General features: G+C 45.3%; 15 protein-coding genes. 3 read left to right on the top strand and 12 right to left on the bottom strand.

Annotation, left to right across the window (positions count from 1 at the left end; translation table 11 throughout):
* Positions 1-107: 107 nt before the first annotated feature.
* Together NST34_RS15760 and NST34_RS15755 are read right to left on the bottom strand one after the other, a co-directional pair.
* Complete coding sequence (locus tag NST34_RS15760; RefSeq protein WP_341128235.1) at positions 108-1,211, bottom strand: Gfo/Idh/MocA family protein; 1,104 nt, start codon at positions 1,209-1,211, stop codon at positions 108-110.
* A gap of 24 nt (positions 1,212-1,235) precedes the next feature.
* Positions 1,236-1,895 (bottom strand): ThuA domain-containing protein, encoded by a 660-nt coding sequence (locus tag NST34_RS15755; protein ID WP_076299763.1) that lies wholly within the window; start codon positions 1,893-1,895, stop codon positions 1,236-1,238.
* A 224-nt stretch (positions 1,896-2,119) separates the two neighbouring features.
* Here NST34_RS15755 and NST34_RS15750 point away from each other — a divergent pair, with 224 nt between their 5' ends.
* Complete coding sequence (locus tag NST34_RS15750) at positions 2,120-2,896, top strand: AraC family transcriptional regulator (RefSeq protein ID WP_339302308.1); 777 nt, start codon at positions 2,120-2,122, stop codon at positions 2,894-2,896.
* Positions 2,897-3,036: 140 nt separating this feature from the next.
* Here NST34_RS15750 and NST34_RS15745 read toward each other — a convergent pair whose 3' ends face one another.
* Genes NST34_RS15745 through NST34_RS15735 form a run of 3 tightly spaced genes read right to left on the bottom strand, consistent with a single transcriptional unit; the run spans position 3,037 to position 5,355 of the window.
* Positions 3,037-4,020, bottom strand: a complete 984-nt coding sequence (locus NST34_RS15745; RefSeq protein ID WP_341128234.1) for an aldo/keto reductase — start codon at positions 4,018-4,020, stop codon at positions 3,037-3,039.
* Positions 4,021-4,061: 41 nt separating this feature from the next.
* The gene (locus NST34_RS15740) at positions 4,062-4,457 is read right to left on the bottom strand and encodes a cupin domain-containing protein (RefSeq protein ID WP_341128233.1); all 396 of its coding nucleotides are present in this window, start codon (positions 4,455-4,457) and stop codon (positions 4,062-4,064) included.
* A 55-nt stretch (positions 4,458-4,512) separates the two neighbouring features.
* On the bottom strand, positions 4,513-5,355 hold the full coding sequence (locus tag NST34_RS15735) for an SDR family oxidoreductase (protein ID WP_341128232.1): 843 nt from the start codon (positions 5,353-5,355) through the stop codon (positions 4,513-4,515).
* A 327-nt stretch (positions 5,356-5,682) separates the two neighbouring features.
* Between NST34_RS15735 and NST34_RS15730 the strand changes: the two genes are divergently transcribed.
* The gene (locus NST34_RS15730) at positions 5,683-6,246 is read left to right on the top strand and encodes a TetR/AcrR family transcriptional regulator (protein WP_341129552.1); all 564 of its coding nucleotides are present in this window, start codon (positions 5,683-5,685) and stop codon (positions 6,244-6,246) included.
* Between the two features lie 64 nt (positions 6,247-6,310).
* On the opposite strand, the gene NST34_RS15725 is transcribed toward NST34_RS15730, so the two are convergent.
* Together NST34_RS15725 and NST34_RS15720 are read right to left on the bottom strand one after the other, a co-directional pair.
* A complete protein-coding gene (locus NST34_RS15725) occupies positions 6,311-6,877 on the bottom strand; it encodes an NADPH-dependent FMN reductase (RefSeq protein WP_042188313.1) in 567 nt (188 codons plus the stop codon).
* Between the two features lie 19 nt (positions 6,878-6,896).
* Complete coding sequence (locus tag NST34_RS15720; RefSeq protein ID WP_076299756.1) at positions 6,897-7,952, bottom strand: LLM class flavin-dependent oxidoreductase; 1,056 nt, start codon at positions 7,950-7,952, stop codon at positions 6,897-6,899.
* A 244-nt stretch (positions 7,953-8,196) separates the two neighbouring features.
* Here NST34_RS15720 and NST34_RS15715 point away from each other — a divergent pair, with 244 nt between their 5' ends.
* The gene (locus NST34_RS15715) at positions 8,197-9,243 is read left to right on the top strand and encodes a stalk domain-containing protein (RefSeq protein ID WP_341128231.1); all 1,047 of its coding nucleotides are present in this window, start codon (positions 8,197-8,199) and stop codon (positions 9,241-9,243) included.
* 47 nt (positions 9,244-9,290) lie between these two features.
* On the opposite strand, the gene NST34_RS15710 is transcribed toward NST34_RS15715, so the two are convergent.
* The 5 genes from NST34_RS15710 to NST34_RS15690 form a co-directional block, all read right to left on the bottom strand.
* Positions 9,291-10,571: a M20 metallopeptidase family protein gene (locus NST34_RS15710; protein WP_341128230.1), complete on the bottom strand. Its 1,281-nt coding sequence runs from the start codon at positions 10,569-10,571 to the stop codon at positions 9,291-9,293.
* Positions 10,568-11,905: an LLM class flavin-dependent oxidoreductase gene (locus NST34_RS15705; protein ID WP_341128229.1), complete on the bottom strand. Its 1,338-nt coding sequence runs from the start codon at positions 11,903-11,905 to the stop codon at positions 10,568-10,570. The genes NST34_RS15710 and NST34_RS15705 overlap by 4 nt, the downstream gene beginning before the upstream one ends.
* Before the next feature lie 75 nt (positions 11,906-11,980).
* On the bottom strand, positions 11,981-12,460 hold the full coding sequence (locus tag NST34_RS15700) for a DinB family protein (protein ID WP_042188306.1): 480 nt from the start codon (positions 12,458-12,460) through the stop codon (positions 11,981-11,983).
* Positions 12,460-13,635: an N-methyl-L-tryptophan oxidase gene (solA, locus tag NST34_RS15695; protein WP_341129551.1), complete on the bottom strand. Its 1,176-nt coding sequence runs from the start codon at positions 13,633-13,635 to the stop codon at positions 12,460-12,462. The genes NST34_RS15700 and solA overlap by 1 nt, the downstream gene beginning before the upstream one ends.
* The gene (locus NST34_RS15690) at positions 13,632-14,813 is read right to left on the bottom strand and encodes an amidohydrolase (protein ID WP_341128228.1); all 1,182 of its coding nucleotides are present in this window, start codon (positions 14,811-14,813) and stop codon (positions 13,632-13,634) included. The genes solA and NST34_RS15690 overlap by 4 nt, the downstream gene beginning before the upstream one ends.
* Positions 14,814-14,826: the final 13 nt, after the last annotated feature.

The following is a 14,826-nucleotide window of genomic DNA, read 5'->3' as shown; positions in this document are numbered from 1 at the left end:
TGCGATTCATCAAACCAAAAAGGGTAGAAGACTTAAAGATCTGTCTTCTACCCTTTTTGAAAGCTGATTATCTGCAGCATACATTTAGTATTTGTTCTGGGAAATTACTACTCTAAATACCCTTTGACTAAGCCCAGCAGCAATGGCTTGGGCTGCTCGCAGCTGGTTACCAGTTGAGCATATTGCTTAGAATCGGAACTTGTATGGAATGCATGCATGATCTCAAGTACGTGATTGGCGAGTTCTCCGTTTGCACGAGGAGTCTCCCCCGTGTCGATGCAGTGTGCCATATCTGCTACTCCTATGCCTCTACTATTATCTGCATAATTGTAGATAAGTGGGATCTCTTGGAATTCCGAGCTGTGTGCTGGGCGTAAAAGGATCGGCCCTCCAAAGTTGTTAGGGTCCGGTACGATCAAGGTTCCTTGCGATCCGTAGATTTCGATCCTCGGTAAAGTACTGTGCCAAACATCAAAGCTGGTAATCATGGTTGCCACAGCGCCACTGTCAAACTCAATCGTTCCAGCAACATGTGTGGGCACCTCTACATCAATGACTTTGCCAAACTTTTTGTCGCTCGTGATCGTTCTATGAGCAAAGGAGGTTTTAGTGATGCCGCATACTGTTTTAGCTGGGCCTAGCAAAGATACTAACGCAGTTAGATAGTAGGGTCCCATGTCAAACATGGGTCCTCCACCGGCTTTATAATAAAATTCTGGATCAGGATGCCAGCTTTCATGTCCATGACAAAGCATAAAGGCAGTTGCTGCCACCGGCTCCCCGATATAACCATCCGCAATCAGCTTACTGCAGGTTTGTAGACCGCCTCCAAGGAAAGTATCTGGTGCGCAGCCAAGGAACAGGTTCTTTTCCTTCGCCAGACGAACTAGCTCAGTGCCATTTTCAAGGGAAAGGGATAAGGGCTTCTCCACATACACATGCTTGCCAGCTAGCAAGGCTTGCTTGCACACGTCAAAATGAAAATTAGGCGTTGTTAGATTAACGACTATTTCAATCTCTTCCGAAGCAAGTAATTGTTCTGTCGTCCATACATGAGGAACGCCATATTTCTCCGCCGCTTGCTCTGCACGACCTTTATCCAAGTCGGAACAAGCATAAACCTCAGTATTAACGAAAGTCCCGTTCAAATTTTCAAAATAAATGCTGCTGATGTTACCGCAGCCGACTATACCTACCTTCACTTTGCGCAAGATCATTCCCACCTTATCTCAGTTTTAGTTAGCCGCCCACAAAAAGCCTTTTCGCATCAGTTCCTTGGCTTCCGGTATATCGAAAACGTCTGCATGATGGCCAAGTGAATTATAGAAAACCTTCCCTTTTCCCCATTTCTTCGTATATACAACGGGCATCGTGATGACACCATTTGCTGAATGCTCACCCTCACTCATTACAAACGTAGTTGTTGCCAAGACATCCACTGCAGGATCTACATGTAAATAATATTGTTCCGATTTCACCTTGAAGTCTTGGATACCCTCCACAATGGGACTGGAGCCAGAATGTACGATATTAACTTCGTACTCTACCCCATCGTTAAATGGATGTGCTACCCATTGTGACCCGGTCAAAAATTGCCACTCTGTATTGTTACGGAAAGAGTCGCACATCCCTCCATGACAACCGGCAATTCCTACTCCAGAAGCTACTGCCTTCAGAACTGAGGATACCTGATCATTACTGATTTCTCCCATGGTCCATACCGGTACAATAAGGCTTAAATCCGTAAGCTTCTCTGCACTGTTGAAGCTCTCCAGCGTATCAGACACTTCAACTTCAAAGCCTTCAGCCTCTAAAATGCCAGCAAAAATTGCGGCTACTTCATTTGGTTCATGCCCATCCCATCCACCTTTTACAATCAATGCTTTCTTCGTCATCCTGCAATCTCCTTTTCCTTTATATATGTAATCAACCTTTCGTCCATCTGATGAAATTGTAATCCAGATCAGAGAGGTGTGCTCGCCATTTCACTTGTAGGAATGGTCATTTTTTGCTAAGTTTTAGAGGTGAACCTAAAATTCAAACCACATGAACAGGAGATCTCATGAAAGCCTTTCACGAAAATAGAACTTACCATTCGACTTTCCCCTTCACTGTAATAATGTCTAATGATATTGATTTTCTAGCCCACTGGCATAACGATCTTGAGATAGTCTATGTATTTGAAGGTTCAATTCGGATGGGAATTAACTCCGAAACGAGGATCTTGAAAGCGGGAGATATGGCTATATGCAGCAGCGGAGACATCCACTACTATGACAGTAAAGACAGCAGCTCCAAGATAATGATGGTGATATTCAATCCTTCATTAATCGGTTTTCCTGGTGGATGGCCTTTGAATGTGAGGCTGACTTCCCCATTTATGGAGAAACGAGCTATACGAGAAGAAGAAGTGCGTATCAACAACCGTCTTTCTCAGATCCTGCAGGAACTTATGGACGAATATAATCAGAAGCTGGAATATCATGAACAGGTAATCATTGGCCTTTTGCACGAGTGGAGCGGACTCATTTTACGGCATGTTCCCTTGGATAAGATTAATCCACAGAAAGATAAAAGGCGCATCACTAACATGAAGATTATGCAAGGGGTTCTTGAATACCTCGACGTCAACTACATGCATCCCATCACACTTGCTGACGCCGCAAGGCAAGCCAATATGAGCCTCTTTTATTTCTCCCGCTTCTTCAAGAGTCTTTCGGGTATGAGCTATATTGCATACCTTAGCAACATCCGAGTCAACCAAGCAGAACAGCTGCTGCTGACCACAGACAAATCCATTTTAGATATCGCACTGGAATGCGGTTTCACTAATATCCGTACCTTTAACAGAGTATTTAAACAGATTAAACAACGGACTCCAAGTGAATTACGTTAAGAGATACATGGTCCGTTATCTTATTAAGCAAACAAAAAACCGATGATCTTTTGGTTTAGATCATCGGCTTTATTTTAATATTCGAATGCACAAAGACGGCGAAAAGGTCTACGTTTAAGTGACAAGCTTAACAGTCTTCATTACTGAGCTCCAACTATTAGATGTGGAACATACAACTCTTCAAGGAATGAAATTTCTTCAGGTGATAATTTCACCGCTAGAGCATCTACTGAATCTTCGAGCTGAGCAATTTTCGTCGCGCCCACAATTGGAGCAACTACAGAAGCTTTTTGCAACAGCCATGCAAGTGCGATATGAGTACGTGGTACGCCTCGTTTCTCTGCTAACGACGCTACTCGCTCAACAATTAATCGATCTACATCAGCGGTTGAATCATACTTTGATTTTTGAATGAGATCGGTTTCGGATCTGCGTGTTGTTTCCGACCAATCGCGAATCAATCTTCCTGATGCCAGAGGACTATAAGGAGTTACCGCAATTTTTTGATCCTGACAAAGCGGCATCATTTCCCTTTCCTCTTCTCGGTAGATGAGATTAAGGTGATTTTGCATGGATACAAAGCGAGTCCAGCTATTTGTCTCGGCCACATGTAATGCTTTTTGGAATTGCCAAGCATACATAGCAGACGCACCGATATATCTAGCCTTTCCAGACTTCACCACATCATGCAAGGCCTCCATGGTTTCTTCAATGGGTGTGTTATAATCCCAGCGGTGAATGATATAGAGATCCACATAATCGGTCCCAAGTCTCTTCAAACTGTTATCTATTTCGCTCATAATAGCTTTTCGAGAAAGCCCACCACCATTAGGACGACCTGGACGCATCTGGCCCCAGACCTTCGTGGCAAGTACAATTTCATCCCGATTCGCATAGTCCTTAAGCGCACGTCCGATAATCTCTTCACTGGAACCACTTGCGTAAATATTAGCTGTATCAAAAAAATTGATGCCGAGCTCAAGCGCTCTTTTAATGATAGGACGACTGTTCTCCTCATCGAGCACCCATTGGTGCCCTCCAGGCAGCACTTTTCCAAAGCTCATACAACCAAGGCAAATCCGAGAGACGTCCATTCCCGTATTTCCAAATTTGATATATTCCATAAAGCAAGCCTCCATTTCTATGTTTAAATGAGTTTTAGTTCTTACAGTGCTTCAAACCATTCATCCTCGACAGCTTCAAACCATTCTGTTTCGCCTGGAGTCATAGCCAAGTGAACAAACCAACTATCCTTTGTCGCGCCATGCCAATGTCTCACATTAGCTGGAATGTTGACCACATCACCTATTTCGAGCAATTGAGCAGGTTTTCCTTCTTCCTGATACCAGCCATTTCCACCAGTGACTAACAGAACTTGTCCAACCTGATGAGCATGCCAGTTATTGCGTGCGCCTGGAGCAAAGGTTACATTACCAATTGCGGTATTATGCGGCTTCGGATCTGTAAACACCATTTGCAAATAAGCGTCACCCGTAAAGTTTGCTTTAACCTTTTCCCCTAAAGGAAAAATAGTGCTGCTACTAAGTTGTTCATTTTTCATCGTTCATTCCTACTTTCTGCCTATAGTTAATGTTTATTAGAGCCCTGCGATCCTCTTACTCTCCCGCTGGAAAATCAGTAGAAGCTGCCAGTTCAGTCTGCTTCTCATAGTCGGCAACACGAGCTTTGAGGGTCGAAATCGTGCTTGCCAGTACATGAGATCCAAGTATCATTCGTATCGGTGCCGGTTCTAATTCAACACTTTCTATGATTCGGGCAGCCATCCGCACAGGATCTCCAGGAGCTAAACTCTTAGAAGCGTCCAGCATGTTCAAAAAGTTATGCGCTGGGTTGCCTTCGTATTCTGTCATGAGTTTCGTTACCTGTGCGCTCCCATAACGGAACTCGGTACGGGCTCCTCCCGGCTCCACCAATGTAATACCGATGTTAAAAGCTTCAACCTCCTGAGCAACGGACTCACAAAAGCCCTCTATCCCAAACTTGGTCGCATGGTACATTGAATTTCCTGGGAAGGCGATCTGCCCGCCATAGGAGGAGATCTGAATAATGCGTCCACCACCCTGAGTGCGCAAATGCGGGATAGCTGAACGAATAAGCTGGATGGACCCCGTTAGATTCGTGGCAATGATATGATTAACCTCGTCGTCAGAGAGTTCTTCTGCAGCCCCGAAAAGTCCATAACCAGCATTGCTTATGATAACGTCGATTCGTCCAAACTTTTCAAAAGATCTATCGACAAGATTTCGAATGGCAGGAAAATCGGTCACATCTAGAATCTCGCAACTGAAGGTTTCGGGATAGTTCTCAATGAGGTCAGCGACCTTGCTTTTTTTACGAACAGTACCGATAACCTTATTGCCCTTTTCAAGAAGCTGTCTCGTCATCTCATAACCAAAACCACTGCTCACACCGGTGATAAGCCATGTGCGATTGTTCATAATCATTTCCTCCTAAACTTCATATTCCGATTTTGCTGCTGGAATACTTAGCACATGAGTAGTTGTGACGAATATTTAATACGCATAATTACAATAATGATCACATGTCTATTATTATAATCAGATTAAATTTGGTGCCAATTGTTAATTTGATGCGTTTTGTACATTAATAAACAAAACCATCGAAATTGTTTATTTCCTACTGCGTATTCGCGATTCTTTTATATAAATTTATAAACAGATGTCCCATTGATGAGCTCGTTATAGTATGTTATATAATGAATTCTTACTCTTTTGTTGATGAATAAAGAAAGTTCGGTGAGCAAATTGTCTAAAGTCGATCGAAGAATCTTAAAAACACAAGAAGCCTTGAAGACAGCAGTCATTGAACTAATGACTGTGAAAAATTTTGATGATATAACCCTCCAGGAACTCTCTGATAAAGCAAACGTGAGCCGTGGTACTATTTACCTTCACTATATGGATAAGTATGATCTTCTTGATAAGCTTATCGAGAAGCATATCAATGAACTTCGTGAAAGATGTGAAGCAGCCTCTGATTTGGATTTTGTAACGGGGTCTGTGATTTGGACGGAATACTTTGAGAGTAACTATGCCTTTTTCTCCATGATGTTAGCTAGTAAAGGAGCCCCTTTCTTCCGGAGTCGTTTTCTGGAATTTCTTATAGAAGAGTTCAAAGACGAAGTGGATATCACAAAGGGTAAAAACGAAGGTTTAAATAAGGATCTAGTCGTACAATTTGTAGCTTCTTCGTATGTAGGTGTAGTTGAATGGTGGTTCACGAACGAAAGACCAGTAACCTATCAAATATTAGCAGAACAGCTTGGAGCCTTATTGGAACGAAATTGTACAAATAACCCCTCATCCTAAAGGATGAAGGGTTATTTGGAAAATAGTAACTAGTTTGCGAAATGTTAGCCTATTTCGATCTTTCTTAGAAACCATATTTAGCTTCTTCAGCCTCTCGAATTTTGGCATAGGTCTCAGAGAGTACATAGGTATCTTCCACTAAGCGGTCTATACGGAATAGCACATCATCATTTACTATTTCTTTTCGATAAAAATCCTTCTCTTCTATAAATACATACGTTTGAACAATTTGCGCTTTCATATAGGCCAATATCGGTTTCAATTGCTGCTCAGCTACCAGATAGTGACGTGCAGAACCTGCCGTGACGAGCATACTTACAACCTTGTGTTGAAATGCTTTTTCGGGTGCTAAATCGAATATATTCTTTAGTGTTGCTGGGATGGAAGCTTGAAATATTGGCGTTCCGATTACGATTACATCTGCTTCCATGATCGTTTGAATTACGTACTTGGTGTCCCCTTCGTATTCCAGATAATTGCGACCATCACTGAATTGAACATCATACTCCGCCAGATCTAGAAGCGTAACTTCTGCATCTTTGTATTTTTCATGAAACGAATTTATTGTGTAATTCATAGCGATTCTGGTTTTCGATCCTATCTTTGACCCTGATAATGCTACGATTTTCATAATTCTGACCTCCTGGAGTTTATTTTTTTGCCGTATATTTTTTAATAGCTGGTAGAATTTCAGAACCGATTAAATCTATGTTTTTCATTAAATTTTCAAAAGGTACGCCACCAAAATCCATTTGTGCGATATATCGTTGATGGCCGAAGAGTTCATGTTGATATAGAATTTTTTCAATGATTTCCTGTGGGCTGCCAATATTCATAACATCGCGCGGATCGGCTCCTTGAGCAAACGCCTGTTTAGGAAAACCACGTCCATTGGTTAATTTCATTCCTTCGTTTATATATGGATAATAGGCTCTTTGTGCCTTCTGTGTTGTTTCATCCGCGTAAAAGAATCCAGCAGTCGCTACAGGCAGCTTCGACGGATCGAATCCGTTCTGGCTTGCAGCTTCACGATAAGCATCAATGGATCTTTTAAACAAGACTGCGGGACCCCCTAAATGGGCCAAAAACATAGGAACACCTGCAATGCCTGCTTTGATCGCACTGGCAGAAGTTCCCCCTACAGCTCTCCATATCGGTAAGTTTCCCTCAGGACGGGGGAGGATTCTTGCATTTTTGAGAGGGTTACGAAATTCTCCCTTCCAATTCATAACTTCGTTTTCATTTATCTTTAATAACAAGTCGAATTTTTCTTCAAATAATTCCTCATAATCATTAAGATCATAGCCCAATAGTTCATATAACCCCACTCTAGAGGCACGGCCAGCTATTATTTCAGCTCGACCATTTGAGATCAAATCAATTGTAGCGAAATCTTCGTACACCCTAACCGGATCAGAGGTGCTTATAATCGTAGATGAGCTACCTATTTTCATTTTCTTAGTAGCCTGTGCAATAGCTGACAGCACAACGGTATGCGCCTGAGTAGCAAAATACTCTTGATGACTCTCTCCTACACTAAAAAAATCAATTCCTGCTTGCTCCGCTAATTGAGCCAAGTCAATAATTTCACGTATGCGTTGTTTGGCAGATATTCGGCTCCCAGTTTCAGGGTTCGCTAGATGATCACCTAATGTATAAAGTCCAAACTCTAAGCCGTTGTCTGCATTGATCCGATATTGTTCCATGATTACCCTCTTTTCTTTAAGAAGTTAGAATTCATTTATGATTTGTCGATTCAATATATTTAAGTAAGTCACTATAATAAGTATAGTGAAGTGCTTGCATAATGTCAAACTAATGATCCTGTTAAGAAAAAACTACTCGATTTAAGCCTTGTGCTAAGAATCCCCTATACTAATCTCCACATGGTATATTTAGGATATTGATTTGATTATTAAAGTGATAAACAAAAAAAGGAGAATTGTATTCATGCACAACCGCCGCTTCATGAACGTATTACTTATTCTTTTCTTATCAGCTTCCAATTCGACTCCGATCTTCGCATCGGCTTCTGTTGTACCGAAGTTATCCGATTCTATCCAACGTTCTGCAATCCAACCCTCCGTTACAATTAATGGCATAAACTTTTCCTTTCAAGATGAGTTGCCTACTTTAATAGAGGGAAAAACCTTCGTTCCAACCCACATTTTTGAGCATCCCGACATTCAAGCCGATATTACGAAGTTTATAGATAACCCTTATCCACATGTGTTTATTTCACATTTTAATGGAGCACTTTCTATTTATCCGGATAAAAGTGATTATATGTTTAGCGATTACAACGAAGATATAGAGGATTCTGATGTTTGGATCAATTGGAAGAGTCCTACACCTTATCTCTCCGGCAGTGATATTATGGTTCCATTGCGTGCTATTGCCGAACGAATCGGGATCTCCGTTGATTGGGATGTAGCAACTAGAACAGCGATCATTACCACGGATGATGACTTTCGTGCTGAACTCGAATCTCCTGAGGAGTGGGAAGATTGGCTAGGAATGAAACCTATCGAGATGGATGATCCCTCAGGAGAGGCAATAACAGAGCAGGAGTTAACTGAATTTGCTATTTTGAGCGGACTCCCAGTTCTGGATTCTCGGATTATTGATAAATATACAGCTGTACTCTTACATATCGAAGAGGAAGATGGCGTAGAATCGCTTACGTTGAAATACGTCGATCGTTTAAAAAACGGGAGTTTGGACTGGAGTATGGATTTAGGCATGGGGGATGATGGAGACGACGTCCAAGTGAAGAGGAGCGGACAACTCGTTAGTGTCGGTATGTTCGATCAAGGTCTTAAGAAGCAATTCAGTCATTTCGAGGTAAGTTACAAAGTTCATGATAAGAGAGTAACTCACACCTATGATATCTCGGGTAAACAAGGCATGTTTTTTGACATTCCTGAGAGCGTGACAAGCGGGGAGATAACATTCTTTGGGAAAAACGGTTACACATTCGGAACGTATTTCTGGTGAGTTGACAAGCCTAAACAAAAGTAAAAGGTATCCCATTGGGGTACCTTTTACTTTTGTTTGCCGCTGGCCGATCCATTATGCTGTATTGCGAGTCTAACCAGTATCCTCGCACCATGACCTAGCATCGCTTCATCGATATTAAACTGTGGCTGATGGATAGCATGGAGAATTCCCTTCTCCTTATTGCCGCAACCGATAAAGGCGAAGGCACCAGGAACTTTATCAAGATACCAACCAAAATCCTCACCAGCCAGACTTGGCTGCTCCAGAAGTATTACCTGATCCTCACCTAGAACTGCACGGGCTGCATGAAGCACCTGCTGCACCGCTTCCGCATTGTTCACTACTGCAATTCCTTCACGCAGCTCCAGCTTGTATTTCCCTCCATAAGACTCAGCTATAGCTGAAGCATGGCGCTGTAAACCATTTGTAATTGCAGCTACCGTCGTCTTGGTAAACGCTCTGAACGTTCCTGTCAGTTCACTGTGTTCAGCGATCACATTAACAGCAGTACCAGCCTGCAACGTTCCGAAGGCCAACACCGCCGCCTCCTGCGGATCGATTCGATTAGCCATCATTCCGTTAATCTCTCCTATATATCGTGCCGCCATCTGGATCGCATCTACAGCTCTGTGCGGAGCACTATGATGACCGGATGTCCCCTGAAATTCCACCTTAAAATGGCTTGACGCTGCCATGGCATCATGAGGGTGAATACCAAGCGTTCCTACCAGAAGCTCTGGCATGACATGTAGCGCGTAGGCATAGTCGACACCTTCCAGCACGTTATCCTCAATGAGATCGCGGCCGCCTGAGAGTAATCTTCCATCAAGCGGACTCTTGACCGCGCCTTCCTCAGCTGGCTGGAAGACGAAAATGATCGTACCCATCAATCGCTCCCGGAAGGCTGCCAAGGTTCGGGCAGCCCCCAACAGCATAGCGGTATGGGCATCATGGCCACAGGCGTGCATGATGCCGTCATTGACTGACTTGTAAGGCAACTCATTGCACTCTTGTATCGGCAGGGCATCCATATCTGCCCTAAGAAGAAGAGTAGGCCCACTATTGCCATTGTCTGCTAAGCCTTGCAGGAGGCCGACCACTCCCATTCCGAAATGTTTGCCGACATTTCTCCGTACTGTGATCCCCCACTCCTCTAACAATTCTGCTACTTTATTAGAAGTGCGGACGACATCATACAGTAGCTCCGGATGGGCATGCAAATCACGACGGTATTCAATCATTTCATCCTGCAGCTGGCCGACGTAATGCATCATCTCCGCAATATTCGAGTTTTGGTGGATTGCGAATACTGGATCAACCGTCAAATTTGCCCTGCTGGCTGAGAAGCTTTGGAATAACGGTTCTCCGGCAACGGTATGCCGAGGTTTCCACGCAGCGTGTCACTTTCGTATTCAGTGCGGAACAAACCCCGCTCCTGCAGAATCGGCACCACCCGATCGATGAATTCCTCCAGTCCGTTAGGGACGGCAGCCGCGATCATAAATCCATCTGCCCCACCACTCTCAAACCAAGATTGAATCTGATCAGCTACTTGCTCCGGTGTGCCAATGAAGCTGCTGCGTGGTGTAGCCGATTGTAAGGCAACCTGTCGAAGCGTCAAGCCTTTCTCCTTCGCATCCTTTTTGATTTTATCCGTGCCGCTCTGAAAGCTATTGCGCCCCAACTCGCCAAGCTCAGGGAACGGCTCATCCAGCGGATATTGCGAGAAATCATGATGCTCGAAGAATCTGCCTAAGTAGTTCAGTGCATTCTCAATCGTTACAAGGCCAGCAACCTCCTGGTACTTGCGCTCTGCCTCCTCCGGCGTGTCACCGATGATTGGAGCAATTCCAGGGAAGATCAGCACTTCATCCGGATTCCGGTCAAACGAAGCTACCCGTTTCTTAACATCGTTATAGAATGCTTGGGCATCTTCTAGCGTTTCGTGTCCAGTGAAGATAGCATCTGCTTCCTTGGAGGCGTAATTCTTACCGACTTCCGAGGATCCTGCCTGAAATACGACAGGCTGCCCCTGTTTCGAACGAGCAATATTCAGCGGTCCCTTCACAGAGAAGAACTCTCCTTGATGGTCCAGGGTATGCATTTTTTGTGGATTAAAGAATACACCTGATTCCTTGTCTCGTACAAACGCATCATCCTCCCAAGAATCCCATAGTCCGCGTGTCACCTGCAAATATTCGGTGGCAATGCGGTAGCGCTTGCCATGGTCAGGATGCTCTTTTTTGCTGTAATTTGACGCAGAACCTTCCAGAGGTGAAGTCACCACATTCCAGCCGGCCCGGCCGCCGCTGATTACATCCAGTGAGCCGAATTGACGCGCTACGGTAAATGGTTCACTGTACGAGGTAGACAAGGTACCAACTAAACCGATGTTAGTGCTGACGGCTGCGAGTGCGCTAAGAATAGTCAGCGGCTCAAACCGGTTAAGGAAATGAGGAATGGACTTTTCATTAATGTACAGACCGTCTGCGATGAAGATCAGATCCAACTTGCCTTCTTCTGCCTTCTGTACCCACTCTTTGTATAATTCAAAGTTTACACTGGCATCTGGTTTGGCATCTGGATGGCGCCACATCGACGTGCTGCCTCCTACCCCATGCAGCAGTGCACCCAGCTTCAGTTGTCTTGGTTTGGTCATGTTCATTCCTCCTAAAAGTTTTGTGAGCATACGCTTCCTAGATTTCATTTCATGCAAAACTGACTTCGGAAGCAATCATTGCACAAACGATGCATTAGCTGCGCCTTGTTTGATTCGCTCGATCTGGCCAAGATGTCTCTCCACATGTCCAGTGAAGCCGTGCACGATATCGGAAATTTTCACGGTCTCCCCCTTGAAATTAATTCCGCTTTTCTCCCAATCTTCTTCGCTAAGCCGTTCAAACAAAAGGCTGTTATAGTAAAGCAGGCTGCGGAACAGCTCCAGATTGTCGGAAGCATTGCCGCTGTTGGCGTACTGACCGCTGACCCAAGCATCCTGATTGAAGACTGGAAGCTGTGCAGTCGTAGCAGCGAGAATATCACGAATGCGGAACGAAACTACGATGCTGTGATCAGCCAGATGAGTCAGTACTTCAGTCACACTCCAACTGGCGGGTTCTGCCTTCCATTTCAGTTGTTCCTCCGTTAACCCGGCGGTCGACTTTACTAATTGATGATACGTCCTTAGATAATCACTGATTTGAACTCTGCTCATTAAATCCCCTCCAATATAAGACTTGTTCGCGAATGATCCGGTGGTGCGAAACGAGATAACGAAAAAGGCTGGATGTTATGAGTTGTAACTCCGCCGATCGCTAAGTCAGCCAGTATTTCACCCACAACACTAGAAAATTTAAAACCATGCCCCGAAAACCCTCCAGCTATCAGCACATTGGAATGGAGCGGATGGCAGTCTATAATGAAATCTTCATCAGGCGTATGCTCATATTTACATGCAGAACCTTTTAGCAATCGACCAGCTGCACCGGGCATGTAAGACTCCAGTACCTTGCGGAGATCACCCTCATCGCTGGCTTCACTGCCGAACGGGGAAAGCTGTGTACCCGGCTTCCATTCCAGCCCTGTATCATGCCGGCCGATCTTCAGGCCAGCTCCATCAATGCTGGGAAATCCGTAATAGCCACCTTCCTCTGCTCCTAACGTAAAGCCAGGGAAATTACCAGCAGCAAAAGCAGGGGAGCTCTCAAACCAGCCCACAACTTTGCGGATTGCTTTAATCGGCAAATGTATAAAAGGTGCCAATTTGCCAAACCAAGCTCCGGCACTAAGAATAACTGCCGCTCCGTGATAATCGCCATTTGTCGTATGAACCGTAACGCTGCCTTCGCGAGCGGTGACATTCACTACTGGAGTGTTCGTCAACAGTTCCGCACCATGTCCAAGGGCAAGCTGACGGTAGGCGGAAATACAGCGTTCGCTGTACAAATATCCGGCATCTGGTTCATACATTGCCGCGAATGATTCCGGTATGTTCAATGCCGGCCAGCGCCGCCGGATCTCTTCGGCATCCATATGATGGACCAGCACCTTCCGTTTCTTCGCTTCTTCGAGTCGACCGTTGAAGGAATACACTGTGCTATCCGCGAGATTCAACACGCCTGAGCGGACAAGGAGTTCTGTTTCGCTCAACTGTTCCGCTTCTTTCCATAGTGTATCTGCCCGCAAAGCTAAATCAATGTAGGCGGGATCACCGCTGTAAGCATGCCGGATCAGCCGGGATTCCCCGTGATGGCTGCCCTGTGTATGTGGAGGATCGAAGGCATCCACTAGTAGCGTCTTCACTCCGCGCCTCGCAAGATTGTAACCAGCGCTCATGCCCATCGAGCCTGCGCCTACGATAATTACATCGTAACTCTTATGTTCAGCTATAATTCTGCACCTCCACCGGAATTGTAGTACTCAAGGGAACGTACAGCCGCATCCGCAAGGAAACGTGCTGCCGCAGGCAGTGCCTGTTCATCCAGATTGAAGGCTGGATGATGCCATTCTTGGCTTCCTTCAGTACCTATAAAGACGAATAATCCCGGTACCACGCGCTGATAGAAGGCAAAATCCTCTCCGGCCAGTGAAAGCTCTGGTTTGACCGCTCGGTAGCCAAGAGCTTCAGCCGACTCTACCCCTAACGCCGCTAAGGCGGCGTCGTTGATGACCGGAGGCGGCCCTTCGATCCAGCGGACAGTGGCTTTAGCTCCAAGAGCAGCTGCCACACCAGTCGCCACTTCCCGAAAGCGGTCAAGTACTTTGCTGCGCACCGTTTCATCAAAGGTACGGATTGTACCCTCAAGCACGGCTTTTTCGGGGATGATATTCCATGAATTTCCGCTGTGAATCTGCGTCACACTGACCACCGCACTTTGTAGGGGACTGACATTGCGACTTACAATGGATTGAAATGCAGTCACGATATGCGAAGCAGCTACAATCGGGTCTATCCCAGCTTCTGGAACGGCAGCATGAGAACTGCCACCCTGCACTTCAATCACAAACCCGTCAGCCGCTGCCATTAAAGGGCCCGCCGTAATACCGATCGTTCCGACTGGCAGTTCCGGCTTGTTATGCAGCCCGATTACTGCCCGGACTTCTTCTAGCGCCCCGCTAGCAATGATCCGCTGTGCCCCTTGCGCCTTCTCTTCAGCCGGTTGAAACAACAGGCGTACCGTTCCTAGTAACTGACCCTCTCGCTGCTTCAATTGATAGGCGGCACCGATCAAGGCAGCCGTATGGAAATCATGTCCGCAGGCATGCATTTTGCCGGGATACAACGAAGCATAAGCTGCTCCAGTTTCCTCCTGGATTGGCAAGGCATCGATATCTGCGCGCAGCGCGATGACCGGACCGGGCTGCTTGCCCCCAATTTCTGCGATCACTCCGGTAGACAGACCGTAATCTACGACCCTGACTCCTGCCCGCTCCAGCAGGGAAATAATATATTTTGTTGTCTCATATTCTTCGTTCGACAGTTCCGGGTGCCGATGCAGATGACGGCGTATCCCGATTAATTCTTCTCCAAGCGCTTCCACACTCAGCTCTTTAGCTTTACTAGTCATATACAGTCACCCT

The organism is Paenibacillus sp. FSL H7-0714 (genome assembly GCF_038003765.1).
Taxonomy (GTDB): domain Bacteria; phylum Bacillota; class Bacilli; order Paenibacillales; family Paenibacillaceae; genus Paenibacillus_AQ.
The sequence above is the reverse complement of the archived record's forward strand: the minus strand, read 5'-3'. Positions and strand labels throughout refer to the sequence as shown.